We start from the raw sequence: 26,135 nt of genomic DNA, 5'->3' as shown, positions 1-26,135 counted from the left end.
GGGTACACCTCTCGGGGGTGATCGGCCACCCCAATGGCAACAGGAAGGAAGTGGCGGGCACCGAAGTGCCCGCCCCGTACTTTAGAGGTCCTGAATCGCGTCGTAGAGCGCACGCTGCTCGTCGTTCAGCGCCTCGAGCACCGCCGGGCGCGCCTTCTCGGCGAAGGCCTCGGTGTCAACCTCGACGAACTCCATGCCGCGCTCCTCCAGGCTCTGGCGCAGACGCTCCTGGTCCGTCGCGAACAGGTCGGCTTCGTAGGCCTGCATCTCCTGGGCGGCATCACGCACGACCTGCTGCAAGTCGTCGGGCATCGCCTCGAGCTGGTTCCTGCCGATCACCACGTAGATCCAGCTGCGCACGTGGCCAGTGAGGTTCACGTAGTCCTGCACCTCATCGAAGCTGGCGCTCTCGATCAGGCTCAGCGGGTTCTCCTGGGCCTGTATGGTGCTCTGCTGCAGCGCGGTGAAGACCTCGCTGAAGGCCATCGGCGTCGGCCGCGCGCCCAGCGCCTCCCAGGCGTCGACGAACAGCGGCACGTTGGGCACCCGCAGGCGGATGCCGTCCAGATCCTCGGGCGAGGTGATCGGACGGTTGCTGGTCAGCTCGCGCGGGCCGCGCTCGAACCAGGCCAGCGGCACCAGGTTGGCGCGTTCGGTGATCTGAGCCTCGATCTGGTCGCCGATATCCCCTTCCACGGCCTGCCTGAGGTGCTCGGAGTCGCGGAAGGCATAGGGCACGGCCATCATCGCCGCCTTGGGCGCCCAGTTCTGCAGGCTCTCGCCGGTGATGGTCATGTCGGCGGTGCCCAGCTGGATGCTGTTGATGACGTCCATCTCGGCGCCGAGCTGCTCGTTGGGATAGACCTGAACCTCGATCTGCCCGTCGGAGTTCTCCTCGACCAGTTCCTTGAACTTGAGGGCCGCCTGGTTCCAGATGTGCTGCTCGTTGGCCAGATGGCCGAACTTCAGGGTGTAGTCGGCGGCGAGGCTGGCCTGGCTGCCGAGCAGGGCGGCGCCGAGGACGGCGCTGGTGACGAGTCGCTTGAACATGGCGTGTTCTCCTGGCACTTGCTGTTGTGTGTTGTTGGCTGGATGGCGCGAGTGCAGCCCTCAGGCACCGATCTCGATCAGTACCTTGCGGGCACTTTCGGGATGATGATCGATCATCTCGATGGCCCCGGGCATGTCGTCGAAGGGCAGGCGATGGCTCACCAGCGCCAGCGGATCGAGTCGCCCGGATGCCATCAGCTCGATCACTTCCGGAAACTTGCGGTTGTTGAGTCGCGAGCCGACCAGGGTCAGCTCCTTCTTGATCACCTCCAGCTGCACCAGATCGCTGGGCGTCGGGTTGAAGCCAAGCAGCCCGATGCGGCCCGCCGGCGACGCCATGCGCAGCATCTGCGGCAGCAGGGCCGGCACGCAGGCGGCATCGGCGATCAGCGGCATGCCTTCACCGCCGGTCAGCGCCTCAACCTCGGCCTCGACGTCCTGCTCGGCGCCGTTGAGGGTTCGGGTGGCGCCCAGCTCGCGAGCGGTCTCCAGGCGAGCGTCGATGACGTCGCTGACGGTGATGTCCTCGATGCCCTGGGCGCGAGCCACCTGCAGAATGGTCAGGCCGATCACGCCGGCCCCGAGAATCAGCAGGCGATCGCCCGGATGCGGCTGCATGCGACTCAGCACGTTGGCGGCGATGGTATAGGGCTCGACCAGCGCCGCGGCATCCAGCCCGAGCCCCTCGGGCAGGCGATGGACGTTGCCGGCCGGCACGTTGACCCGCTCCTCGAAGCCGCCGTTGCGATGCACGCCGATCACTTCCAGCGCGGTGCAGACATTGGGACGGCCGATGCGGCAGGGATAGCACTCGCCGCAGCTGATCACCGGATCGATACACACCCGGTCGCCGACGGCCACGCCCTCGACACCCTCGCCCACCGCCTCGACCAGCCCGGCGAACTCGTGGCCGGTGATCCGCGGGAAACGCACGAAGGCGTTGTCACCGTGGATGATGTGCATGTCGGAGCCGCAGATCCCGGCGAAGGCCACCTTCACCTGGACCTCGCCCGCGGCCACCGCGGGGGCTTCGGCCTCGACCAGCCGGTAGTCCTGGGGCGCGTTTACCTGAAAGGCTTTCATCGATTCACCTCGTTACCAGTGCCACAGCGTGCCGTCCTCGAGCCGGTTGACCGGCAGGCTGGCACGGCGATAGGGATATTGGGCGGCCGCGTCCTCGTCGATATCGACGCCGTGTCCAGGCGTCTCGCCGACGATGAAGTGGCCATCCTCGAAACGGTAGTCGTGGGGAAAGACCTCGTTGGTCACGTCCGCATGAGGCATGTACTCCTGGATGCCGAAGTTGGGCACCCAGGTATCGAAGTGGATCGCCGCCCCCAGGCAGACCGGCGACAGATCGGTCGGGCCGTGGAAGCCGGTGCGCACGTGATAGAGCCCGGCCAGGTCGGCCAGCCGCCGCATGTGGGTGATGCCGCCGGCATGGGTCAGGGTCGCCCGGATATAGTCGATCCACTGGTTCTCGATCAGCGCCTTGGCATCGAAGAGGCTGTTGAAGACCTCGCCCACCGCCAGCGGCGTGGTGGTGTGCTGGCGGATCAGGCCGAAGCTCTCCTGGTTCTCGGCCGGCACGCAGTCCTCGAGCCAGAACAGGTGGTAGGGCTCGACCTCCTTGCCCAGTCGCGCCGCCTCGATGGGCGTCAGTCGGTGGTGGACGTCGTGCAGCACGTGCAGGTCATCGCCGAAGCGCTCGCGCACGGCGGCGAACAGCTTGGGCACGTGGTTGAGATACTTGGCGGTGCTCCAGACGTGCTCGGCCGGCAGGTCGGCATCGGCGGGCTCGTAGCGCTCGCCGGGGCGCTTGGCCACGCCGTAGATGCTGGCGATCCCCGGCACGCCGGCCTGCACGCGAACCGCGCGATAGCCCTGCTCGACGTGGCGCGCGACCTCCTCGAGGCAGGACTCGATGTCCTTGCCGGTGGCGTGGCCGTAGACCATCACTCGCTCGCGACTCTTGCCGCCCAGCAGCTGGTACAGCGGCATCCCGGCGACCTTGGCCTTGATATCCCACAGCGCCATGTCGACGGCGGCGATGGCGGTCATGGTCACCGGACCGCGGCGCCAGTAGGCACCGCGATAGAGGTAGTGCCAGATGTCCTCGATGCGCTGGGGATCGCGGCCGATCAGGGCCGGGATCACGTGTTCCTCGAGATAGGCCACCACCGCCTGCTCGCGGCCGTTGAGGGTGGCATCACCGATGCCGTAGACGCCCTCGTCGGTAACGATCTTGAGGGTGACGAAGTTGCGCCCCGGTGCGGTGACGATGGTATAGGCCCGTTCGATCTTCATGCCTGGCTCTCCTCGACAAGCGGTGGTATCAGGGCGGACTGGAACATTTCGGGGAATCGGCTCACGAGGTCGGGCAGCGACTGCAGGATCTCGCACTGGTGAACACGCATCGCCTCGGCGGCCGCGTCGGCATCGCGTCGCTCGATTGCATCGACGATCGCCTGGTGCTGGGCGATCAGCTTGTCGAGCGGCGTGCTCTCGGGAACGCTCAGATAGCGCACGCGATCGAGCTGCGCCTTGACCTCCTCGGCCACCTTCCAGGCGGTCTGCTGCCCGGCCCCCAGCGACAGGGTGCGATGGAACTCTTCATCCAGCAGGAAGAAGCGATCGTGATCCGCCGGCTCGATGCACCGGCGCTGTCGCGCGATCAGCTCGTGCAGCTCCGCCAGGGTGCGATCACTCAGCCCCTTGCTGGCGGCCTCTCGTGCCACGGCCACCTCGACCGCCTCGCGCACGAAACGGGCCTCGAGAACGGCCTGCTGCGAAATCTTGACCACGAAGGTGCCACGCTGGGGGCGCACCTCGACCAGTCCGGCCTCCGACAGCCGGATGAAGGCCTCGCGGACGGGCTGACGACTGACCGAAAAGGTCTCGGCCAGCTCCTTCTCCGACAGCGCCTGCCCCGGCGCCAGCACCATGCGGATGATCGACTGCCGCAGCACCGTGTAGAGCCGCTGGCGCACCGCCCCCTCGTCGCGCATCTCCTGCCACAGCGCCTGCAATGTCGTGTTCATGACGTCACCCCGTTATCGGCACGGCCATGGGCCCTCGCCTTTTCGATGCAACTAGTATGGTAGTATGGCAGGAGAGCGAAAAGCGCTTCGTTATTAGACATTGGTGTCATGCGCCATCGGCAAAGGGAGACCCACGTGGAACGCGCCAGCTATGCCGGAACCGACTATCGAAAGGCACTCAACATCGAGGACCTGGCGCGGATCGCCCGCCGCAGACTGCCCCATTTTGTCCATGAGTATCTCGAGGGCGGTGCCGACGATGAACGCACGCTGGATCGCAACCGCCGGGTGTTCGACGATTACCGGTTCGAACCGAAAACCCTGACGCGCGTCGGCCCCCGGGACCTGTCCACCACCCTGCTGGGCCGGCAACATGCCCTGCCTCTGGTGATCGGACCGACCGGCTACAACGGCATGATGACGAAGAACGGCGACCTGAAGCTGGCCGCGGCGGCGTCCGCTGCGAACATCCCCTTCGTGCTCAGCAACGTGGCCACCACCTCGCTGGAGGAGATCGCCGACGTCGAAGACCTCAGGGCCTGGATGCAGATCTACTTCTATCGCGACCGCGACTACGTCAGGAAACTGGTCGAACGCTGCCGAACGGCGCGATACGAGACGCTCGTGGTCACCACCGACAGCGCCATCTACGGCAACCGGGAGTGGGACCTGCGCAACTTCCGCAAGCCCATGCAGCCCACGCTGCGCAATCTCCTGCATCTGCTGACCCGCCCGCGCTGGATCGCCGACGTGCTGATCCCCGACGGCATGCCCACCTTCAAGAACCTCGGCGACCTGCTGCCGCCCGGCAAGCAGAGCGTGCAGGGCGCCTCGGCCATCATCGGCCAGCAGCTGGACCCTTCCCTCAACTGGGACGATATCGCCTGGCTGCGCGATCACTGGCAGGGCAAGCTGATCGTCAAGGGCATCCTGGCGCCGGCCGAGGCCGAGCAGGCCGCGACACTCGGCGTCGACGGGGTGGTACTCTCCAATCATGGGGGGCGCCAGCTCGATAGCGCCTGCTCGCCGCTGGAGGTGCTGCCCGACGCCAGAAAGGCCGTCGGCGAACGCTGCCAGCTGTTCATCGACAGCGGCTTCCGGCGTGGCACGGATATCGTCAAGGCGCTGGCCCTGGGGGCCGATGCGGTCTGGCTGGGGCGAGCGACGCTGTACGGCCTGGCCGCCGGCGGCCAGGCCGGCGTCGCGCATGCCCTCGACCTGCTGCGCGGAGAAGTGGACCGGACGATCGGCTTGCTGGGGCTGAGCCAGGCCTCCGAGCTCGGCCCCGAGGTCCTCGGGCCCGACCGTCGGCACACATGAGCCGACGCGCAAGGCCCGCCCGCATCGACCGCCGCCGCCGGGCCTCGTATCATCTGGGGCCCGCATCCATTGCCGAGGAGGCCCCATGGCATCTCTCCAGGACCAGCTGCGTGGCCTGGTCTACTCCACCGAACACGGCGACACCTGCCCCGAGTGCCGCCAGCCCGTCGACGACTGCCGCTGCGCCGAGGCCGCCGAAGAGGAGCGCCTGGCGGGCCTGGACGGCATCGTGCGCCTACGCCGCGAGACCAAGGGCCGCAAGGGCAAGGGCGTGACCCTGGTCGATGGCGTGCCGCTCAAGGCCGACGAGCTCAAGACCCTGGCCAAGGAGCTCAAGAAACGCTGCGGCACCGGCGGCGCCCTGAAGGACGGCGTGATCGAGATTCAAGGCGACCAGCGCGAGGTGCTCAAGGGCGAGCTGGAGAAGCGAGGGTTCAAGGTCAGGCTGGCCGGCGGCTAGGCCCTTCCTTCAGCGTCTCGACCAGCGCGGCCAGCCCGGCCTCGGCGCCGGCCGTGACCTTGAGCGTATAGAGGTCGTCGGCGCGGGTGCGTCCGAGGTTCAGACAGGCCAGTGGCTTGCCGGCCCGGGCGGCTTCGCGGGCGAAGCGGAAGCCCGAGTAGACCATCAGCGACGAGCCCACCACCAGCAGCCCGTCGGCCTCCTCCAGCAACGCGAAGGCCTCGTCCACGCGGGGGCGAGGCACGCTGTCGCCGAAGAACACCACGTCCGGCTTCCAGATGCCGTCACCGCAGCGGGTGCAGTCCGGCACACGGAAGCCCGCGAAGTCCGCTTCCAGGTCGGCATCGCCATCCGGACCGGCCCGGGCGCCGGTGTCGAGCCAGTCGGGATTGTGGCGGGCCAGCTCGGCATGCAGATCATGGCGCATGCGTGTCGCCCCGCAGCCCATGCAGCGCACCAGGTCGGCCCGGCCATGCAGCTCGATCACCCGACGCGAGCCGGCGCGGCGATGCAGGCCGTCGACGTTCTGGGTGATGATGCCGATCACCCGCCCTTCGGCCTCGAGCCGCGCCAGGGCACCATGGGCCTCGTTGGGGCGCGCCTCCTGAAGCGTGCGGAAGCCGATCAGCGCCCGCGCCCAATAGCGCTGCCGGGCGGCCTGGCTGCCCATGAAGACGCCATGCTGCATCGGCGGCGAGCGCTTCCAGTCGCCGCCGTCGTCGCGATAGTCGGGGATGCCGCTGGCCGTGCTGACGCCGGCCCCGGTCAGCACGGCCAGGCGCGGCGTGCTCGCCACGAAGGCCGCCAGGGCCTCGAGATCGGCGCCGAGCGGCGCCTGACGATCGCTCATGTCACTCCTCGCTTCTCGGCATGCGCGCCGAGCATGGCCTCGGGGCGCCGATCCTGTCTACAATAGACGGGATCCCCCACGGGCAAGGACTCCCGATGGCCTGGCTGGAATACCTGATTCCCCTCATCTTCCTGTTTCCTCTGGCGGCGACCGCGGTGATCGTGGTCGGGCTGCGCAATCTGCACGACGCCCGGGTCAGCTCGCCCTTCGACGCCCACCCGCTGCGCGAGCCGGGCCAGTCGCTGCGCGACCGTCTGGACCGCGCCTTCGCCGGCCTGTTCCTCAACGGCGCCCTGGGCCCGATCGTGATCATGACGCCGCTGGTCTACGGCATGGGGCGCATGCTGTTCTCCGACGAACCGGAATGGGTCGAATGGACCCTCTACGGCGCGCTCTCCACGCTGCTGGTGCTGATCTTCTGCTTCCGACTGATCCGCGACTTCCAGCGCATCCGCCGCCTCAAGCTGGGGCTGGCCTGCGAACTGGCGGTGGGCCAGGAGCTCGAGCGACTGATCCGCCCCGAGTCACACCCCTACGTCATCTTCCACGACGTGCCCGCCGAAGGCGACACGCTCGATCACGTGGCGATCACGCCCCATGGCGTGTTCGCCGTCGAGACCTGGGCCCGCAGCCCGACGGTGCGCCCCTCTGGCGAGGAGGACAACCGCGTCACGGTCGAACACGCTCGCCTGCGCTTCCCGGGCTGGATCGAGCGACGCCCGCTGCGCGACACCCGCCGCGCCGCGCGCTGGCTGGCCGAATGGCTGGAGCAAGAGCTGGGCCAACCGGTGCCGGTGCAGGGCGTGCTGGCCCTGCCTGGCTGGCAGATCGAGCACCCCGAGGCCGCCGATGACCTGCTGGTGGTCAGCGGCGATGCCCTGGCCGAGCGGCTGCCCGAGCGGCGTCTGGATGCCCTCGACGACGCCACCCGCGAGGCGGTGATCGCCGCGATCCACCGCCGCGCCCCGCACTGAGGGATGGCCGTCAGTCGAAATCGGCGATCCTGACCCGCGTCGCGCAGCGCCCGCGGCCGAGCCGTACCAGGCTGTCGGCCGACGGGAAGCGGTCGAGGGCCTCGGCATCGATGCCGATACGCACCTCGGTCAGCAGCCGGTTGCCGCGCCCGCGGCACTCCAGGCGCAGCGCCCGCCCCCGGCCCTCGCCGAAAGCCGCCTCGAAGGCATCGATCAGGGCGTTGCGCCCCACCACGCCGCCACGATGCAGCGCCACGAAGTCGCCGAAGGCGCTGTCGTTCACTGCCTCAAGCAGCTCGAGCGAGGTCGCGAACAGCGCTTCCTCGGGCAGCGCCAGGCAGGCCGCGTGCTTGGCGTACTGGTAGCGATCCAGGCAGCTCGCCCGCCCCGGCATGGCACGATCCAGCCGCCGCCCGAGGGCGTCCGGCAGCGCCAGCGGCGCATGGGCGCGGCAGAAACCACCGTCCGGCCGTGGCGTTTCCAGGAAGCATCCCTGGCGCCACCAGTCACGACGCGTGACCCCGCGCTCGCGGAAGTCGTCGGGTAGCGAGGCCCAGAGCCCGTGCAGCACGAAGCCGTCGTCCGCCCCGCGCCGCAGCCGGGCCTCCCGGCACTCTCGTGGCGGCCGCGAGCGACTGGCGCAGAAGCCGGGATGCCAGGTCAGCGCCAAGGTGTAGTGATCGACACCGTCCAGCGCCAGTGGCGATGACGCCGAGGCCGGCAGGGCCGAGGTCACGGCCAGCCAGCCGCCCAGCAGCCCCATCAGCAGCACCTTCTTCGGCCGCCAATACGGTCTAGCACGCTTCACTGTCGTGCGCTCCTCCTCATCATGCCTGCCTCGGGGATGCCCGAGGGCCGATAACGCTTGCCAGAACCATGAAGGCGGATAATAATTCGCCGCCTTCGCAGGAGATGGCCTTTTCATCACCATGAAACTCATCACGTTCGACGTTTTTCGCACCCTGGGGATTCCCGGGGTGCGCTATATCAAGCCGGAACGCATGTACGATCACCTGGAGGAGATCCGTCAGGCGGACTGGCTGCTGTTCCCCGAATACTGGCAGGTCAATGCCCTGGCCTACGGGCTCGGCGCGCGCATCTTCCCGAGTCTGGCCAGCTACCACCTGGGCCACGACAAGGTCCAGCAGACCCGCGCCTTCCTGGCACTGTGCCCCGAGCACGTGCCGCCCACCGAGATTCGCGGCACCTCCCGCGCCGCTCTCGACCACATCGAGGCGCGCTTCGGCTACCCCTTCATCGCCAAGCGCATCAAGAGCGCCATGGGCGAGGGCGTACGGCTGATCGCGTCGCGCCAGGATCTCGACGACCACGTCGCCGAGGAGCCGGTGCTGTATGCCCAGGCGCGGCTGCCGATCGACCGTGACCTGCGCATCGTGCTGGTCGTCGGCGAGGTGATCGCCGCCTACTGGCGGATCACGCCGCTCGAGGGCTATCGCGCCAACGTCAGCCAGGGCGGACGAATCGACCACGCGGCGATTCCCGAGGCGGCCATCGGTCTGGCCCGCCGCCTGGCCCGCGAGCTCGACATCGACCACGCCGGCTTCGACATCGCCATGGTCGACGGGCATCCCTACGTGTTCGAGTTCAACCGCCTGTTCGGCAACCAGGGCATCGCCAACAGCAGCCGGCGCATCGGCGACGCCATCCGCCGCGTCATCGGCCTGGACGACGACGATCGCGATCCTGACGGGGAGCCGCCGCTGCAGCTGACGGCCTGAACCGGCGCCGCAGAGGCCCGCCGCTCAGTCGCCCCTGAGCCGCCCGCCCATCTCCTGAGCCAGATCCACCGCGTAGTGGTCGGTCATGCCGCCGATGAAGTCGAGCATGCGCCGGTAGCTGTCGTAGAGCGACCAGGAGGGGCGCGGGGTGTTCTCGCCGATCAGCGCCAGCACCCGCTGGTGCTTGAAGGTCGAGCCGCCGGTGTGGTGCAGCTCGTGGGCGGCGCCGATGAAGGCCTCCAGCAGGATGCCCAGCGTGGTGTAGGCGCCGATCTCCAGCTTGGCCTTGCGTTCGTTGCGGAAGATGCGCTCCCGCGCCAGCTGCTTGGCCGTCTTCACCCCCCAGTCCAGGTCCGGGTGGCACAGCTCGAGCAGGTCGTGGCGCAGCCGGCCGCCGAGCAGCTCGGCCTCGTGCTGGACGAACGCTCCGGCCACCTCGGTCACCGCCCGCTCCATGGCCGCCCCGCGCAGCGCGGCGATCCGCCGCCGCTGGGACACGCCCTCCTCGCGCATGGTCGCGAAGTCGCCGGGCTCGCCGCCGGCGATCTGGGTCAGGATGCCGGCCACCTCGTCGAAACCGAGGATGCCCATCTCCAGGCCGTCCTCCAGGTCGAGCAGCGCGTAGCAGATGTCGTCGGCGGCCTCGACCAGCCAGGCCAGCGGATGCCGGCTCCAGCGGTTCTCGCCCTGGGGCAGCAGCCCCAGCCGCTCGGCCACCTCGGTCAGCAGATGGGCCTCGCTCTGGTAGCAGCCGAACTTGCCGGCGCTGCCGCCGTGCTCGACGGTCCAGGGATACTTGAGCAGGGTGCCCAGCGTCGCCGCGGTCAGGCGCATGCCACCGCGGAACTGGTTGTATTCGATCTGGGTGACGATGCGAAAGCCCTGGGCGTTGCCCTCGTAGGTCAGCAGGTCGGCGCGCTCGGCGTCGGACAGCCCCTCCAGCAGCCCGCTGCCGTCGCTCTCGGCGCGCTTGAACCAGTCGCGGATCGCGTACTCCCCGGCGTGGCCGAAGGGCGGGTTGCCGATGTCGTGGCCCAGGCAGGCGGCCTGGACGATCACGCCGAGATCGGCCGGCGTGATGTCCTCGGGCAGCCGGTGGCGCAGCCCCTCGCCGACGCTCATGCCCAGCGAGCGCCCTACGCAGCCGACCTCCAGCGAGTGGGTCAAGCGGGTGTGGATATGATCGTTGTCGGTCAGCGGGTGCACCTGGGTCTTGCGCCCCAGGCGGCGGAAGGAGCCGGCGAAGACGATGCGGTCGTGGTCCTTGTGGAAGGGGCTGCGGCCGATCTCGTCGCGGGACGTGCCGCGCCGGTCATGGAGCCGGGCCGGGTCGAGCAGCCGCTCCCAGGTCATCTGCGTCATGGGCGTTCCTCCTTGAGGCCTTCATTCTGGCACCGGGAGGCACGCCACCCAAGCCGCCGGCGCGGCTTTCGCTTTCCGTCAGACCAGCCGGCGCTTGACCAGCAGCGCATAGATCAGCCCGGCGCACAGCAGGGTCGCGGCGAAGACATAGATGCCGATCGAGATCCCGCTGCTCCACAGGATGCTCCAGTCGCCGCCGGTGATCGACATCGCCCGCCGCAGGTTGAACTCCATCTGCCCACCCAGCAGCAGCCCCAGCACCACCGGCACGGTGGGAATCTCGAGCTTGCGCAGCACATAGCCGAGCACGCCGAAGGCCAGCATCATGAAGAGGTCGAAGGGACTGTTGTTGAGCGAATAGACCCCCACGAAGGCCACCAGCACCACCATCGGCATCAGGAACCAGGAGGGCGCCTGCAGCACCTTGGCGAACAGCCCCACCAGCGGGATGTTGAGCACCAGCAGCATGACGTTGCCGATGAACAGCGCCGCCACCAGGCCCCAGACCATGTCCGGCTGCTGCTCGAACAGCAGCGGCCCGGGGGTGATGTTCATCGACAGCAGCAGCGCCAGCAGGATGGCGGTGGTGCCGCTGCCGGGGATGCCCAGCGACAGCATGGGGATCAGCGCCCCGCCGGCGGCGGCGTTGTTGCCCGCCTCCGGGGCCGCCACGCCGCGGGGGTCGCCGCGACCGAAGTCGCCCTTGTCGCCCCAGCGGCGCTTCTCCAGCGAATAGGACAGGAAGCTGCCGAGCGAGGCGCCGGCGCCGGGCAGCACACCGGCGATGAAGCCGATCAGCGAGCCGCGGCCGATGGTCGAAGCGCAGCTTTTCGAGCGCCGCATGCCCGGCACGGCCGAGCCGAGCCGCACGGGCGTGATCTCCAGGCGATGATCACGCTCCAGGAACAGCAGGCACTCGGAGATGGCGAACAGCCCGATCAGCGCCACCAGATAGTCGATGCCGTCATAGAGCTCATACCAGCCGAAGGTGTAGCGCGCCACGCTGCTGACGGGATCGATCCCCACCGTGCCGAGCAGCAGGCCCAGGCAGGCGGCGATGAAACTCTTGGTGAAGCTGCCGGAGGTCACCCCGCCGATGGTGGCGAAGGCCAGCATGAACAGCGCGAAGTACTCGGCGGGCCCGAAGCGGATCGCCACCTTGACCAGCAGCGGCGCGAACAGCGTCAGGCCGATGGTGGCGATGGTCGCCCCGACGAAGGAGGCCACGGCGGACAGCCCCAGCGCCTCGCCGCCGCGGCCGGCGCGCGCCATCGGGTAGCCGTCGAGGGTCGTCATCATCGCCGGCTCGTCGCCGGGAATGTTGAGCACGATGGAGCTGATGCGGCCGCCATACATGCAGCCGTAATACACGCTGACCAGCAGGATCAGCGCCGCGGTGGGCGCCAGCCCGAAGTTGAACGCCAGCGGGATCATCAGCGCCACGCCGTTCACCGGCCCCAGCCCTGGCAGGGCGCCGATCAGGGTACCGACGGTGCAGCCGATCAGCGCCAGCAGCAGATGTTCGGGCTGCAGCGCCACCGCGAACCCGTGCACGAGGAAGTCGAGAATATCCATGACGTATCGCTACCCACTCCAGCCGGGCGTGTCGGGCAGCGGAATGCCCAGGGCGAATTCGAACAGCACGTACAGCGCAAACCCGAGCAGCGCCCCGTATGGCAGGGCCTGACGCCATCGGGCACCGAACAGGCGCATCAGCAGCACCGTGGCCAGCAGCGTCGCCGGCACGAAGCCCAGCGGCTCGAGCACGATGGCATAGCAGCCCAGCAGCAGCAGCATGCCGAGCTGGCGCACCAGCGCCGTCTTCTCCGGCCAGCGCTGATTGATGCCGGGGCGCGCAATCAGGTACAGCGACAGCACGCCCAGCGGCACGCTGACCAGCCGGGGGAAGACCCCCGGCCCCACCGGCTGCATGAAACCGGTGACGAAGGTATGCGAGTGCCACCAGGCGCCCAGCGCCAGCAGTGCCAGCGCCGCCCCGGCGATGCGGTCGCCCAGGGCGGCATGGCGAATCGGCGGGGCGGCGCTCACTGAATGACTCCGATCTCGCGGGAAATGGCCTCGACGCTGTCGATCGACTCGCGCACGAAGTCGCTGAACTCGTCGCCACCGCGCCACAGCGGCACCAGGCCGTTCTGCGCCGCGACCGCCTTCCACTCGTCGCTTTCATAAAGGGCATGGAGGGTCTCGACCATGGCCGCGTAATCGTCGTCCGAGACCTCGCCACCGGTATAGAAACCGCGCCAGTTGTAACCGGTCACGTCGTAGCCCTGGGAGACGGCCGTCGGCAGCGCGTCGAACGGCTCGGGCAGCGGCTCGTCGGAGAGCACCGCCAGCACCCGCACGTCGCCGGACTCGATGAAGCCGGCGATCTCGCCCAGGTCGGTGGAGACCGCATCCACGTGACCACCCATCATCTGGGTCACGGCCGGCCCGCCGCCGTCGAACTGCACCCAGCGTAGCGCGCCGATGCGATCCCCCGGCAGCCCCGCGGCCTTGGCCAGCATCAGCGCGCGGATATGGTCCCAGCCGCCGGCGCCGCTGGAGCCGGACATCACCACCGAGGTGGGGTCGGCAACGATCGCCTCGAGCAGCTGGTCGAGGGTCTGATAGGCGCTCTCGTCATCGACCAGGATCACCCCAACGTCGGTGCCGAGCATCCCCAGCCAGCGCATGGTGTCGGCGTCGCCCGGGTAGCGCCCCTGGGCGATCTGGGTCATGCCCACGGTGCTGGTGGCCACCATCAGATCGCTGTCGTCGGCACGCTTGCCGGCCACGTTGGAGAACGCCACGGCGCCCACGCCGCCCGGCATGTTGGTCACCTGGACGTTGCCGTCGACCAGGTCCAGCTCGCGCAGCAGCTGGCCCACCGAGCGGCAGGTGAAGTCCCAGCCGCCACCGGGGTCGGCCGGGGCGATGCACTCGTCGATGGCCAGCGCCTGGCCGGCAAGGCCGCCCGTCAGGCCCAGCCCCAGCAGGGTGGAGGCCATCAGGCGGCGGGGTGTCATGGAAGTGATCGGCATGTCGTCGCTCCTGGTCCTTGTTGTTGTCGTGCTGCTGTGCCTGCCCCGCAGGGGCGGTTCAGATGACGCCCTTGTCGCGCAGCGCCCCGCGCTCGGCGGCCGCCAACCCCAGCGCGGCGAGGATCTCCTCGGTGTGCTCGCCGAGCTCCGGCACCGGGTGGTGGATGGCCGCCGGGGCCTCGGACATCTTCACCGGGAAGCCGGTGGTCGGCACCTTGCCGCGCTCGCCCTGGTCGAGCTCCAGCGCCATCTGCTGCTCGCGGACCTGCGGATCCTCGAACGTCTCGTGCAGGTCGTAGACTCGGCCGCAGGGCACCCCGGCCTCGTTGAAGTGCTCGATCCACTCCGCCACGCTGCGCCGCGCGATCTCGCGGTCGAGGATCTCGCGCAGCGCCTCGCGGTTGTCCATGCGGCGGCGGTTGTCGAGGAAGCGCTCGTCCTCCAGCAGTTCCAGCATGTCGAGCGCGCCGAGGAAGCGCTCGACCATGGTGTCGTTGCTCGGCGCGATGGCGACCTCGCCGTCGCTGGCCTGAAACAAGCCGTAGGGGTAGAGCATGGGATGGTCGTTGCCGGTGCGTTTCGGCACCTCGCCGGTGGCGAAGTACTCCGCCGCCAGATACCCCATCATGCTGATCAGGCCGTTGGTCAGCGCGGTCTCGACGATATCGCCCTGGCCGGTGCGCTCGCGACGCACCAGCGCCGCGCTGATGCCGAAGGCCAGGTTCTGGCTGGCGACCATGTCGCTGATCGGCGGCGCGGCCCGCATGGGCTCGCCGCTCTCGTGGCCGTTCACGCCCATGAAGCCGCTCATCGCCTGGGCGATGAAGTCGTAGGCCGGACGATCTCGATACGGGCCACTGGAGCCGAAGCCGTTGATGCGCCCCACCACCAGGTGCGGGAAGCGCTCGCGCAGCACCTCGTCGCTGAAGCCCATCCTGGCCATGACACCGGGGCGAAAGTTCTCCACCAGCACGTCGGCGTCTTCCAGCAGCCGGCTCAGCACGGCCTTGCCCTCCTCCTGGCGCAGGTCCAGGGTCAGGGAACGCTTGTTGCGGTTGAACTGGGCGAAGTACCAGCTGAAGCCGTTCACCATGTTGCCCTGGGAGCGAACGATGTCGCCGCGTCCGGGCGGCTCGACCTTGATCACTTCGGCGCCGTGATCGCCCAGTATCTGGGTGCAGAAGGGCCCCGAGATCACCCGAGTCAGGTCGATGACGCGGATGCCCTGCAGGGAACCCGAAGAAGACGTGGCGGAGTCGAGCATGCTCATCCTCGTGCGGTGGGAACGGCGGAACAGTCGCCGAGCGTCAGGCGCGCCCCGGCCTTGGACACCTGCCCCGGCAGGTCGCGGCCCATCAGCCGCGTGGCGACCCGGGCGGCCTCGATCATGCCGGTGAGATCGATACCGGTGTCGATGCCCATCTCGTCGAGCAGGTAGACCAGATCCTCGCTGGCGATATTGCCCGAGGCCCCGGGCGCGAAGGGGCAGCCCCCGAGGCCGCCGATGGAGCTCTCGTAGCGGTCCACGCCGAGGGCGAGCCCCTGCATGACGTTGGCCAGGCCGATGCCGCGGGTGTTGTGGAAGTGCAGGGTGGGGACGATCGACGGGGCGTCCTCGCGCAGGTGCCGGATGCGCTCGCTGACCAGCGGCGGCGTGGCCATGCCGGTGGTGTCGCCGAGCGAGACGTGGCGCACGCCGATGTCGGCGAAGTGGCGGGCGATCCGCCCCACCGCACCGACCTCGATATCGCCCTCGAAGGGACAGCCGAAGCTGGTGGCGATCGCCCCGCGCAGCTCGACGCCGCTGCCCTCGAGCAGCCGCGCCACCTCCTCGAAGCCCTCGAGCGAGGCCGCCACCGAGCGGTTCACGTTCTTGGCGTTGTGGGTCTCCGAGGCCGAGACGAACATCACCACGGCGTCGACGCCGGCCTCCAGCGCGCGCTCGGCACCCCGGCGGTTGGGCACCAGGGCCGACAGGTGAAGGCCCTCGAAGCCGCGCAGCGCGGCGACCAGCTCGCCGGCATCGGCCAGCGCCGGCACCGCCTTGGGGCTGACGAAGGAGGAAATCTCGAAGGCGCGGACGCCCGCATCCATCAGCGCATGCACCAGCTCGAGCTTCTCGGCGGTGCTCAGGATGACGGACTCGTTCTGCAGGCCGTCCCGCGGCCCCACCTCGGTGACATGGACTCGCGAAGGCTGACGCTCGAGGCGATCGGCGACGGACATGACGACGGACTCCCTTCCGAAAGACGGCGTGCAAGGCACGCGTCGAGTCACTATAGGCAGCGCTCGAAACCGCTCACATTAGTCTTTTGGCGGTGGCGCGCCGCCCCTTCCCCGAGGCGCGCCTCGCCATACCGCTTCCGTCGTATTTCGTTGGCTAACAAAACACCATAGAATCGCCCGCCTGAACCGCGCCAGACAGAAAAAATGCCATCCACACTGCTGGTTATTCAGCAGCAAACGCCAACATATGGCGTCGTGGACTCTCGCCGGGCGCGGTCGACAATGCACAAGCAAGCGACAAGGCAGACGTTTCATGACCTCCACCTCCGACGCCGCGACCTCCCGACGGGATCGCGGCTTCTTCGGCCATCCGCGCCCGCTGGGGCCGCTGTTCTTCACCGAGATGTGGGAACGCTTCTCCTACTACGGCATCCGCCCGCTGCTGGTGCTGTTCATGGCCGCCAGCCTCTTCGACGGCGGCCTGGGGTTCGACGAGAAGACCGCCTCGGCCATCGTCGGTCTCTACGCCGGCGCCATCTATCTGGCCGCCCTGCCCGGCGGCTGGCTGGCCGATAACTGGCTCGGCCAGCGCCGGGCGGTGTGGTACGGCTCGGTACTGATCGCCCTGGGCCACCTGGCCATCGCGCTGTCGGCACCGTTCGGCGCGCCGGCCTTCTTCGTCGGCCTGATCCTGATCGTGCTCGGCTCGGGACTGTTCAAGACCTGCATCTCGGTGATGGTCGGCGGCCTCTATGATGACGGCGACGTGCGCCGCGACGGCGGCTTTGCCATCTTCTACATGGGCATCAACCTCGGCGCGCTGCTGGCGCCGCTGATCAGCGGCGTGATGCTGGAGCGCTGGGGCTGGCACTGGGGCTTCGGCATCGGCGGGCTCGGCATGCTGGCAGCGCTGCTGATCTTCCGCCTGTGGGCGGTGCCGGCCATGCAGCGCGCCGACCGCGAGCGCGGCCGCGAGGCCAGCTGGGATGCCCCGGCCCAAAGCCGCCGCCACGTCGGAAGCTGGGTCGCCGGCATCATGGCGCTGATCGCCGGGCTGGTGGTGCTGAGCGCGACCGACGTCATCCACATCGACGCCCGCGCCCTGGCCGAGGTCATGACCACGGTGCTGATCGTGGTGGCGATCGGCTTCTATGCCTACCTGATGCTGTTCAACGGCCTGAACCGCGACGAGCGTGCCCGGGTCACGGTGTGCTTCGTGCTGATCGTGGCCGCGGCCTTCTTCTGGGCGGCCTTCGAGCAACAGCCCACCTCCTACAACCTGTTCGCCCAGAACTACACCGACCGCGGACTGTTCGGCTGGGAGATTCCCACCGTCTGGTTCCAGTCGCTGAACCCCATCTTCATCGTGCTGCTCGGCCCGCTGTTCGGCTGGCTGTGGCCGGCGCTGGGGCGCCGTCGCCTGGAACCCGGCAGCCCGATGAAGTTCGTGCTCGGCCTGCTGCTGGCCGCCGCCGGCTTCGGCCTGATGGTACTGGCCGCCCAGCAGGTGCTGAGCGGCCCGGGGCTGGTCTCGCCGCTGTGGATCATCGCCAGCATGCTGCTGCTGACGCTGGGCGAGCTGTGCCTGAGCCCGGTGGGCCTCTCCACCATGTCCGGCCTGTCGCCGCGGCGCACCCAGGGTCAGCTGATGGGCCTGTGGTTCACCGGTTCGGCGCTCGGTAACCTGGTGGCCGGCCTGATCGGCGGCCACGTCAATCCCGAGGAAGTCCAGCAGCTGCCCGAGCTGTTCGGCCGTTCCGCCATCGCCTTGGTGATCTTCGCCGCGGTGCTGCTGTTGCTCGTCCCGGTGTTCAAGCGCATGCTCGGACACCATCGTCTCATCGACCCGGCGGCCGCCCGTCGCGCGGGCGCCGATGCCACCCTCGACTCAGGAGCCCAAGCATGACCTCACCCAGTGCCGACACCGCCCGCCAACGTCTCGACGCCCTGCGCGAGGTCATGCGCGAACACGCCATCGACGCCTGGTGGCTGCCCTCCTCCGACCCGCACAACTCCGAGTACCTGCCCGAGCACTGGGCCGGCCGCGCCTGGCTGTCCGGCTTCGACGGCTCGGTGGGCACCCTGGTGGTGACCCAGGACGCCGCCGGCGTGTGGGTCGACAGCCGCTACTGGGTTCAGGCCGAGGAACAGCTGGCCGGCAGCGGCATCGCGCTGATGAAGCTACAGCCCGGCCAGGCCGACGCGCCGATGCGCTGGCTGGCCGATCGGCTCGACGAGGGCGCCACCCTCGGCTTCGACGCCGACGTGGTGGCGCTGGCTCATGCCCGCCGGCTCGAGGCGCATCTGGCCCCGGCGGGCGTTCGCCTGCGCGGCGACCTGGACCTGCTCGACGCCATCTGGCCGGAGCGCCCGGCGCTGCCGGAGGCGCCGCTCTACGCCCATCCGGCGGCCTATCTCGACGAGACCCGCGGCGAGCGCCTGGCCCGGGTGCGCGAGGCCATGGCCGAGCACGGCGCCGACTGGCACCCGATCTCGACCCTCGACGACATCGCCTGGCTGACCCAGCTGCGCGGCGCCGACGTCGCGTTCAACCCGGTGTTCCTCGCCCACCTGCTGGTGGGCCGCGACACCACCACGCTGTTCATCGCCCCGGGCAAGCTCGACGACGAGCTCACGGCGGCGCTGGCCGACGACGGCATCGCGGTGGCGGACTACGCCGACTGGCATCGCCGGCTCAATGCGCTGCCGGCCGACGCCCGGGTGCTGATCGACCCGGCCAAGCTGACCCTGGGCACCCGCGAGGCGCTGCCCGAGGGCGTGGCGCTGGCCGAGGCCTACCAGCCCAGCACCCTGGCCAAGGGCCGCAAGAGCGACGCCGACCTGGCCCACGTGCGCGAGGCCATGGAGGAGGACGGCGCGGCCCTGTGCGAGTTCTTCGCCTGGCTCGAGGCCGCGCTGGAGCGCGGCGAGGCGGTCACCGAGCTGACCGTGGACGAGCAGCTCACCGCCGCCCGCGCCCGCCGCCCCGGTTTCGTCAGCCGCAGCTTCGGCACCATCGCCGCCTACAACGCCAACGGTGCGCTGCCGCACTACCACGCCACGCCGGAGGCCCACGCCACCATCGAGGGCGACGGCCTGCTGCTGATCGACTCCGGCGGCCAGTACCACGGCGGCACCACCGACATCACCCGGGTGGTGCCGGTGGGCACCATCACGGACGCCCACCGCGAGGACTACACTCGGGTGCTCAAGGGCACCATCGCCCTGTCCCGGGCGCACTTCCCGCGCGGCATCCCCTCGCCGCAGCTCGACGCCATCGCCCGCGCCCCGCTGTGGGCCAGCGGCCGCGACTACGGCCACGGCACCGGCCACGGCGTGGGCTACTTCCTCAACGTCCACGAGGGCCCGCAGGTAATCGCCTGGTACGCGCCGGTGGCGCCGCACACCGCCATGCAGCCGGGGATGATCACCTCCATCGAGCCCGGCGTGTATCGCCCGGGCCAATGGGGCATCCGCATCGAGAACCTGGCCGCCAACCGCCCCGCCGAGGCCAGCGAGTTCGGCGACTTCCTGCGCTTCGAGACGCTGACCCTGTGCCCCATCGATGCCCGGCCGATCGACGTCGCCCTGCTCGACCCCGCCGAGGCCGACTGGCTCGACGCCTATCACGCCGAGGTCCGCAGCCGGCTCGCGCCGAAGCTCGAGGGCGAGGCCCTGGCCTGGCTCGAGAAGCGCACCCAGCCGCTCGAGCGCGGCTGAGCGGAAGCGGCGTTCCTGAGCCCGGAACAGAAGAAGGGCGCCCCGCAGGGCGCCCTTCTTTATTACTCACTCCTCACCTCTTGCTCCTCGTACCTCGCACCTCGCAACTGATCCTCCGCCATCTCCGGCAGCAGCGTCTTGAGCTTGCCGGCCCTTGAGAGAGCGCGTATTGCGCCCCCAGCCCAGCGGCTCGGCGGCTCAGTCCTCCGCCATCTCCGGCAGCAGCGTCTTGAGCTTGCGGGTCAGGGTGTTGCGCCCCCAGCCAAGCAGTTCGGCGGCCTCGCCCTTGCGTCCACCGGTGTGCTTGAGCGCGGTCTCGATGAGGATCTTCTCGAAGTCCGGCACCGCCTCCTCCAGCAGATGGGTGTGGCCGGCGGCGAGCGCGCGATCGGTCCAGTCGCGGAAGGCCAGGCGCCAGTCGCCGGCGGCGCCGCCCTCGTCGGCCTCGCGCAGCTCCGGCGGCAGGTCCTCGACCAGCACCTCGTGGCCGGAGGCCATCACCGTCAGCCAGCGGCAGGTGTTCTCCAGCTGGCGCACGTTGCCCGGCCAGGCCAGCCGCGTCAGGTGGGTCTCGGCCTCCGACGTCAGCACCTTGACGTCGGTGGCGAGCTCCTTGGCGGCCTCGGCCAGGAAGTGGCGGGCCAGGCGCGGAATGTCCTCGCGGCGGTCGGCGAGCTTGGGCAGGTGAATGCGGATGACGTTGAGGCGGTGGAACAGGTCCTCGCGGAAGCGGCCGTCTTCGACCAGCCCCTCCAGGTTCTGGTGGGTGGCGGCGATGATGCGCACGTCGACCTTCACCGAGGTGTGGCCACCCACGCGGTAGAACTCGCCGTCGGCCAGCACCCGCAGCAGGCGGGTCTGGGTCTCGGCGGGCATGTCGCCGATCTCGTCGAGAAACAGGGTGCCGCCATCAGCCTGCTCGAAGCGCCCCTGGCGCTGGGCGGTGGCGCCGGTGAAGGCGCCCTTCTCGTGGCCGAACAGCTCGGACTCGATCAAGTCGCGGGGGATCGCCGCCATGTTCAGGGCGATGAACGGCTTGCCGGCCCGCGGGCTGTGTTGATGCAGCGCCTGGGCGACGCGCTCCTTGCCGGTGCCGGACTCGCCGTTGATCAGCACCGTGATGTGCGACTGCGACAGCCGACCGATGGCGCGGAACACCTCCTGCATGGCCGGCGCCTCGCCGATGATCTCGGCGTCCAGCCCCTCGGGGGCGTGCACCGGGCGCTGGCGCTCGCGGGCATGGGCCACGGCGCGGCGCACCAGCGCCAGGGCCTCGTCGACGTCGAACGGCTTGGGCAGGTACTCGAAGGCACCGCCCTGATAGGAGGCCACCGCGCTGTCGAGGTCGGAATGGGCGGTCATCACGATCACCGGCAGCTCCGGATGCGCCTCGCGCACCTTCGCCATCAGGTCCAAGCCGTCCAGGCCCGGCATGCGGATGTCGGTGACCAGCACGTCGGGCGGATCCTCGAGCAGCCGCTCGAGGATCCGGTCGGCACGCTCGACGCTCTCGACCTCGAGGTCGGGCTGGGCCAGAGCGCGCTCCAGCACCCAGCGAATGGCGCGATCGTCATCGACGATCATGACGCGTGCGGCTTCAGTCATGGGATGTCTCCAGCGGTATCAGCAGTCGGAATTCGGTCTGGCCCGGCCGGGAGTCGCATTCGATCAGCCCCTGGTGGCGGTGCAGGACCGACTGGGCGATCGACAGCCCCAGGCCGCTGCCCTCGGCGCGGCCGGACACCATGGGGTAGAACAGCGTCTCCTTGAGCTCCTCGGGGATGCCGGGACCGTTGTCGATGAGGCTCACCTGGCAGACCAGGCGATGGCGCTCGGCGCCGAGGGTGAACTGGCGACGCGCGCGGGTCTTCAGCACCAGGGTCGGCCCCTCGATGCCGGCCTCGGTCATCGCCTGCACGGCGTTGCGTGCCACGTTGAGGATGGCCTGGATCAGCTGGGATTCGTCGCCCATCAGATCCGGCAGGCTGGGATCGTAGTCGCGAGTGAAGGTCACTTCGGGGTGTTCCACCGACACCAGGGCCCGGACCCGCTCCAGTACCTTGTGGATGTTGAGCGGCTCGGGACGATTGAGCCGATGGGGGCCGAGCATGGCATCCACCAGGTCGCGCAACCGATCGACCTCCTCGACGATGATGCGGGTGAACTCGGTGAGCTGGGAGTCGCCCAGGTCGCGCTCCAGCAGCTGGGCGGCGCCGCGGATGCCGCCCAGCGGATTCTTGACCTCATGGGCGAGCCCCCGCGCCAGCACCTTGATCGTCTCCTGGCGGGTCTGCAGCGCCTCCTCGCGTGAGATGCGCAGCAGCCGGTCGCGGGGCTCCAGCTCCATCAGCAGCTCGTCCGCCGACAGCGGCGTGACGGTGTAGTCCACCGTCAGCGCGTCGCCGGTGGGCAGGGTCAGGCGCGCCTCGCGCTGGGTGTAGGGATGGAACTCGTCGCGTGCCTTGGCCAGCAGTTCGCCGATATCGTCATCCGAGTTCACCAGCCCCGGCAGCGGCAGGCCGGTGACCCTCGAGCGGCTCAATGCCAGCAACGCCTCCGCCGCCGGATTCATCCAGCGCAGCTGCAGCCGGCCATCCAGCAGCAGCACGGCGGTGGTGAGGTGTTCCATCAGGCGTTGATACATGAAGGCATTCCCGTTGGTGCATTCCGGCGGCGAAACGATGCGGCGCCTCCCTCATGTGCTGCAAGAAGCGCGCCACTTTGGGGAAGACGGCATGGCGTCGCCTCCCGGCTGATCCGACATGGGGATCATGCACCATGGTAGTGCACCACGCTGGTGCACGCACTGCGAGGCAGCGCTCACTCCGGCTCGAGCGGCTTCCTGAAGTGCGCTCGCGGGGCGTGATGCGCTCGCCATGCTTCATGGTCGTGCCGACGGCGATCGCTTCCGGGCGGACGATCGCCGCGCAGCGCCTCGGCATGGCGGAAGGCGCTGCCCTCGCTCACCCGGTCGGCGTGATCGAAGGCATCGAAGTGCCCGTCGTCACGCGCCGGCGGTGGGATACAGGGCCTCGGGGAGCCATCCGGACACAGCGGTCGATGCGGCCGGCGAGGGGGCAGCTAATGGTTGGCGGGATTGTTGGGATTGCTCGGCAGATTGACGCTGGCCCGCTGAACGTAGAGCGTCAGCGGCGAGGTGCGGTGGCGCACCGCGCCGGAGGCGTCGAGCAGCTCGGCCTGCACCCGGTGCTCACCGCGGTTGAGATTGGAGAGCAGGAAGGTGTCGGTGTGCATGGCGGACTGACTGACCTGGCCGTCCACCAGCAGCCGCACGCGATGGTCGTCGCGCAGGTCGGGGCGGATGGCGAGCTGCACCTGAACGTTGCCCGCGGCCCCGGTAGGCAGGGTCGTCTGCTGCTCGGGGGAGGCGATCGCGAAGACGTCGTAGGGCATGAAGGGCTGGCCAGGCTCGCCGTAGCGCGTGGTGCTCTCGGGCCGACCGGACGAGGCGCTCGACAGCGGCTGCACCGGCCGCGACGGCACCACGGTGAGCGGATCGAGCTCCACCGCCTCGCCGCCGCGCCCGGGGTCGTCGGTGAAGACGACGTTGCCCTGGGCATCGGTGGTGCGATAGATGGTCTGCGCGACGGCCGGCAGGCTCATCGCCAGGCCCAGCGCCAGTGTCATGACAACCTTTTGCATGCGTCTCTCCCGAGCTCCGTGACGGTCCCGTGCGGCGCGCCGTGCGCCTGCCATCGTCCTGCTCCAAGCCTAGCCCACCGTCGACCCGGAACGGAATCCACGTTCGCGCCCCGGGTGAAGAAGAGTAGGATGAGGCGGCGACACCAACAGCCAAGGAGCGACGGGCATGGAGGCATGGGAGAAAGTGGTCTTGCTGACCCTGGTGGCCGGCATGGCGATGCCGTTGGGGGGCTGGGTCGCCCAGGTGGAACGCCTCGGGCCGAACTGGCTGGAGAACGAGCTGCGCCACGGCATCATCGCCTTCGGCGGCGGCGCCCTGCTCTCGGCGGTGGCCCTGGTGCTGGTGCCCAACAGCCTAGAGGCGCTGGCCCCGGGGCCGGCCATGCTCTGGTTCCTCGCCGGCGGCCTGGCCTTCATGGGCATCGACATCCTGCTCGACCGCAACGGCACCTCCGCCAGCCAGCTGACGGCCATGCTCTCCGACTTCCTGCCCGAAGCCCTGGCTCTGGGGGCCGCCTTCACCTATGGCGGTGGCAGCGGCGTGCTGCTGGCCCTGCTGATGACGCTGCAGAACCTGCCGGAAGGCTTCAACGCCTATCGCGAGCTGCGCGAGACCACCCACTACTCGGCCCGGCGCCTGCTGACGCTGTTCTTCGCCATGGCCTGGCTGGGCCCGCTGGCGGGGCTGGGCGGGCTCTGGTGGCTGGGCGACTACCCCACCCCGGTGGCCGCGATCATGCTGTTCGCCGCCGGCGGCATCCTCTACTCGGTGTTTCAGGACCTGGCCCCCCAGGCCCGCCTCGAACGCCACTGGGGGCCGCCGCTGGGCGCAGTGCTCGGCTTCGCCATGGGCATCGTCGGTCACATGCTGATCCACTGATGGCCATGACGGGGTCAGCCCGCGGCATCGAGACACGCAAAAGAAAGACGCACAAAAAAGGCACGCCCTCGGGCGTGCCTTTCGCGTGCTGGAGCGCGGCGCCAGGCGCCGCGCGGCATCAGCAGCTGTAGTACATGTCGAACTCGACCGGATGCGTGGTCATGCGCAGGCGCTCGACGTCCTCTTCCTTGAGCTCGATGTAGGCATCGATCATCTCGTCGGTGAACACGCCACCTTCGGTCAGGAAGGCACGGTCCTCGGCCAGCGCCTCGAGGGCCTGGTCCAGGCTCTCGGCGACGGTCGGGATGGACTTGCCTTCTTCCGGCGGCAGGTCATAGAGGTTCTTGTCCATGGCGTCGCCGGGATGGATCTTGTTCTTGATGCCATCGATGCCGGCCATCAGCATCGCCGCGAAGCACAGGTAGGGGTTGGCGGTCGGGTCGGGGAAACGCGCCTCGACACGCTTGCCCTTCGGGCTGGCGGTGTACGGGATACGGATGGAAGCGGAGCGGTTGCGGGCGCTGTAGGCCAGCATGACCGGCGCTTCGAAGCCCGGCACCAGACGCTTGTAGGAGTTGGTGGACGCGTTGGTGAAGGCGTTCAGGGCACGCGCGTGCTTGATGATGCCGCCGATGTAGTACAGCGCCATTTCGGACAGGCCCGCGTACTCGTCGCCGGCGAACTGGTTCTGGCCGTCCTTCCAGAAGGACTGGTGGACGTGCATGCCGGAACCGTTGTCACCGACCAGCGGCTTGGGCATGAAGGTGGCGGTCTTGCCGTAGGCGTGGGCGACGTTGTGCACCACGTACTTCATTTCCTGAAGTTCGTCGGCCTTCTTCACCAGGGTGTTGAACTTGACGCCGATCTCGTTCTGGCCGGCGTTGGCGACCTCGTGGTGGTGCACCTCGACGGACTGGCCGATGGCCTCGAGGGTGTTGCACATGGCGCCACGGATGTCGTGGAAGCTGTCGACCGGCGGAACCGGGAAGTAGCCGCCCTTGACGCGCGGACGGTGCGCCAGGTTGCCGCCTTCGACCTGACGGTCGGTGGCCCAGGCGCCTTCCTCGGAGGTGATCTTGTACATGGCGCCTTCGATGTCGGCCTTCCAGTGCACCTCGTCGAAGATGAAGAACTCGGGCTCCGGACCGAAGAAGGCGGTATCGCCCAGACCGGTGGACTGCAGGTAAGCCTCGGCGCGCTTGGCGATGGAGCGCGGGTCACGCTCGTAGCCCTGCATGGTGGCCGGCTCGATGATGTCGCAGCGCAGGATCAGGGTGGCGTCTTCGGTGAAGGGGTCGAGGAAGCCGGTGCCGTCTTCCGGGCGCAGAATCATGTCGGACTCGTTGATGCCCTTCCAGCCGGAGATGGAGGAGCCATCGAACATCTGACCGTTCTCGAAGAACTCTTCGTCGACGTCACGGGCCGGAATGGTGACGTGCTGTTCCTTGCCTTTGGTGTCGGTGAAGCGCAGGTCGATCCACTTCACGTCATGCTCTTCGATCAGGGCGAGAGTCTTCTCGGACATGAGGTCCTCCAGGGTACAGTGGCTGGTGTTGGTATTCCGCTGAATCGGTCTGTCGTCGGTCGTGGGTGTGTCCAGTCGACGTTGTAGCATGGCGTCGGCGCGATGCCCACGCCGCCATGCACGACCATGGCATTGTCCGAAACAAAGCATACAGCGTGCCAAAATGACGACGCACGCCGACACCGATCTATAAACAGCTGAAGAGAAAGAAGAAAAAAATTGCTCCATGAGAGTGCAAAGCCGACCACCCCGTACCATGCCCGCTCATGACGCCTTCCAGGCCG

General features: G+C 68.8%; 23 protein-coding genes. 7 read left to right on the top strand and 16 right to left on the bottom strand.

What is annotated here, in order from left to right:
• Window positions 1-81 precede the first annotated feature (81 nt).
• The 4 genes from QWG60_RS01095 to QWG60_RS01080 are packed head-to-tail and all read right to left on the bottom strand — an operon-like array spanning window position 82 to window position 4,091.
• A complete protein-coding gene (locus QWG60_RS01095) occupies window positions 82-1,050 on the bottom strand; it encodes a TRAP transporter substrate-binding protein (protein ID WP_046078487.1) in 969 nt (322 codons plus the stop codon).
• Window positions 1,051-1,110: 60 nt separating this feature from the next.
• The gene (locus QWG60_RS01090) at window positions 1,111-2,133 is read right to left on the bottom strand and encodes a Zn-dependent oxidoreductase (protein WP_046078488.1); all 1,023 of its coding nucleotides are present in this window, start codon (window positions 2,131-2,133) and stop codon (window positions 1,111-1,113) included.
• Between the two features lie 12 nt (window positions 2,134-2,145).
• Complete coding sequence (gene manD / locus QWG60_RS01085; protein ID WP_046078489.1) at window positions 2,146-3,357, bottom strand: D-mannonate dehydratase ManD; 1,212 nt, start codon at window positions 3,355-3,357, stop codon at window positions 2,146-2,148.
• Window positions 3,354-4,091 carry a GntR family transcriptional regulator gene (locus tag QWG60_RS01080; RefSeq protein WP_046078490.1) on the bottom strand — a complete coding sequence of 246 codons (738 nt, stop codon included), beginning with the start codon at window positions 4,089-4,091 and terminating at the stop codon, window positions 3,354-3,356. The genes manD and QWG60_RS01080 overlap by 4 nt, the downstream gene beginning before the upstream one ends.
• Before the next feature lie 135 nt (window positions 4,092-4,226).
• On the opposite strand from QWG60_RS01080, the gene QWG60_RS01075 reads away from it, so the two are divergent.
• Together QWG60_RS01075 and QWG60_RS01070 are read left to right on the top strand one after the other, a co-directional pair.
• Entirely contained in the window at window positions 4,227-5,411 is a 1,185-nt protein-coding gene (locus tag QWG60_RS01075; RefSeq protein WP_107181132.1) for an alpha-hydroxy acid oxidase, read from the top strand.
• 85 nt (window positions 5,412-5,496) lie between these two features.
• A complete protein-coding gene (locus QWG60_RS01070) occupies window positions 5,497-5,871 on the top strand; it encodes a translation initiation factor Sui1 (RefSeq protein WP_107181131.1) in 375 nt (124 codons plus the stop codon).
• Here the strand turns inward: QWG60_RS01070 and QWG60_RS01065 are convergent.
• The gene (locus QWG60_RS01065) at window positions 5,852-6,721 is read right to left on the bottom strand and encodes an NAD-dependent protein deacetylase (protein ID WP_107181130.1); all 870 of its coding nucleotides are present in this window, start codon (window positions 6,719-6,721) and stop codon (window positions 5,852-5,854) included. The two genes, QWG60_RS01070 and QWG60_RS01065, sit on opposite strands and share 20 nt — an antisense overlap.
• Before the next feature lie 95 nt (window positions 6,722-6,816).
• Here QWG60_RS01065 and QWG60_RS01060 point away from each other — a divergent pair, with 95 nt between their 5' ends.
• Window positions 6,817-7,695, top strand: coding sequence for a nuclease-related domain-containing protein (locus QWG60_RS01060; RefSeq protein WP_046078494.1), 879 nt, complete (start codon window positions 6,817-6,819; stop codon window positions 7,693-7,695).
• 10 nt (window positions 7,696-7,705) lie between these two features.
• Here QWG60_RS01060 and QWG60_RS01055 read toward each other — a convergent pair whose 3' ends face one another.
• Window positions 7,706-8,503, bottom strand: a complete 798-nt coding sequence (locus QWG60_RS01055) for a ribonuclease T2 family protein (RefSeq protein ID WP_246124731.1) — start codon at window positions 8,501-8,503, stop codon at window positions 7,706-7,708.
• 121 nt (window positions 8,504-8,624) lie between these two features.
• Here QWG60_RS01055 and QWG60_RS01050 point away from each other — a divergent pair, with 121 nt between their 5' ends.
• A complete protein-coding gene (locus QWG60_RS01050) occupies window positions 8,625-9,434 on the top strand; it encodes an ATP-grasp domain-containing protein (protein WP_146909824.1) in 810 nt (269 codons plus the stop codon).
• Between the two features lie 24 nt (window positions 9,435-9,458).
• Here the strand turns inward: QWG60_RS01050 and QWG60_RS01045 are convergent, their stop codons facing one another.
• The 6 genes from QWG60_RS01045 to QWG60_RS01020 form a co-directional block, all read right to left on the bottom strand.
• A complete protein-coding gene (locus tag QWG60_RS01045; RefSeq protein WP_046078497.1) occupies window positions 9,459-10,796 on the bottom strand; it encodes a deoxyguanosinetriphosphate triphosphohydrolase in 1,338 nt (445 codons plus the stop codon).
• A gap of 78 nt (window positions 10,797-10,874) precedes the next feature.
• Window positions 10,875-12,371, bottom strand: coding sequence for a tripartite tricarboxylate transporter permease (locus tag QWG60_RS01040; protein WP_146909822.1), 1,497 nt, complete (start codon window positions 12,369-12,371; stop codon window positions 10,875-10,877).
• Window positions 12,372-12,380: 9 nt separating this feature from the next.
• Window positions 12,381-12,845, bottom strand: a complete 465-nt coding sequence (locus tag QWG60_RS01035) for a tripartite tricarboxylate transporter TctB family protein (RefSeq protein ID WP_181454223.1) — start codon at window positions 12,843-12,845, stop codon at window positions 12,381-12,383.
• Window positions 12,842-13,837, bottom strand: coding sequence for a Bug family tripartite tricarboxylate transporter substrate binding protein (locus tag QWG60_RS01030; protein ID WP_107181128.1), 996 nt, complete (start codon window positions 13,835-13,837; stop codon window positions 12,842-12,844). Before QWG60_RS01030 ends, QWG60_RS01035 begins: the two co-directional genes overlap by 4 nt.
• 58 nt (window positions 13,838-13,895) lie before the next feature.
• Window positions 13,896-15,101, bottom strand: a complete 1,206-nt coding sequence (locus QWG60_RS01025; RefSeq protein WP_046078500.1) for a CaiB/BaiF CoA transferase family protein — start codon at window positions 15,099-15,101, stop codon at window positions 13,896-13,898.
• Between the two features lie 2 nt (window positions 15,102-15,103).
• The gene (locus tag QWG60_RS01020) at window positions 15,104-16,063 is read right to left on the bottom strand and encodes a hydroxymethylglutaryl-CoA lyase (RefSeq protein WP_146909820.1); all 960 of its coding nucleotides are present in this window, start codon (window positions 16,061-16,063) and stop codon (window positions 15,104-15,106) included.
• 313 nt (window positions 16,064-16,376) lie between these two features.
• Here QWG60_RS01020 and QWG60_RS01015 point away from each other — a divergent pair, with 313 nt between their 5' ends.
• A complete protein-coding gene (locus QWG60_RS01015; RefSeq protein WP_146909818.1) occupies window positions 16,377-17,969 on the top strand; it encodes a peptide MFS transporter in 1,593 nt (530 codons plus the stop codon).
• On the top strand, window positions 17,966-19,783 hold the full coding sequence (locus QWG60_RS01010; protein WP_146909816.1) for an aminopeptidase P family protein: 1,818 nt from the start codon (window positions 17,966-17,968) through the stop codon (window positions 19,781-19,783). Before QWG60_RS01015 ends, QWG60_RS01010 begins: the two co-directional genes overlap by 4 nt.
• A gap of 198 nt (window positions 19,784-19,981) precedes the next feature.
• Here QWG60_RS01010 and ntrC read toward each other — a convergent pair whose 3' ends face one another.
• The 3 genes from ntrC to QWG60_RS00995 all read right to left on the bottom strand — a co-directional run bounded on the left by ntrC (window position 19,982) and on the right by QWG60_RS00995 (window position 23,446).
• On the bottom strand, window positions 19,982-21,388 hold the full coding sequence (ntrC, locus tag QWG60_RS01005; RefSeq protein ID WP_146909813.1) for a nitrogen regulation protein NR(I): 1,407 nt from the start codon (window positions 21,386-21,388) through the stop codon (window positions 19,982-19,984).
• Window positions 21,381-22,427, bottom strand: a complete 1,047-nt coding sequence (glnL, locus tag QWG60_RS01000) for a nitrogen regulation protein NR(II) (RefSeq protein WP_035595739.1) — start codon at window positions 22,425-22,427, stop codon at window positions 21,381-21,383. Before glnL ends, ntrC begins: the two co-directional genes overlap by 8 nt.
• 437 nt (window positions 22,428-22,864) lie before the next feature.
• Window positions 22,865-23,446 (bottom strand): DUF4124 domain-containing protein, encoded by a 582-nt coding sequence (locus QWG60_RS00995; RefSeq protein WP_146909811.1) that lies wholly within the window; start codon window positions 23,444-23,446, stop codon window positions 22,865-22,867.
• A 166-nt stretch (window positions 23,447-23,612) separates the two neighbouring features.
• Between QWG60_RS00995 and QWG60_RS00990 the strand changes: the two genes are divergently transcribed.
• Complete coding sequence (locus QWG60_RS00990) at window positions 23,613-24,326, top strand: ZIP family metal transporter (protein ID WP_046078506.1); 714 nt, start codon at window positions 23,613-23,615, stop codon at window positions 24,324-24,326.
• Between the two features lie 118 nt (window positions 24,327-24,444).
• On the opposite strand, the gene glnA is transcribed toward QWG60_RS00990, so the two are convergent.
• The gene (gene glnA / locus QWG60_RS00985; RefSeq protein ID WP_035595733.1) at window positions 24,445-25,851 is read right to left on the bottom strand and encodes a glutamate--ammonia ligase; all 1,407 of its coding nucleotides are present in this window, start codon (window positions 25,849-25,851) and stop codon (window positions 24,445-24,447) included.
• Window positions 25,852-26,135: the final 284 nt, after the last annotated feature.

It is taken from the genome of Halomonas halophila (genome assembly GCF_030406665.1).
GTDB classification, from domain to species: domain Bacteria; phylum Pseudomonadota; class Gammaproteobacteria; order Pseudomonadales; family Halomonadaceae; genus Halomonas; species Halomonas halophila.
This window is presented reverse-complemented; position numbering and strand designations above follow the sequence as displayed.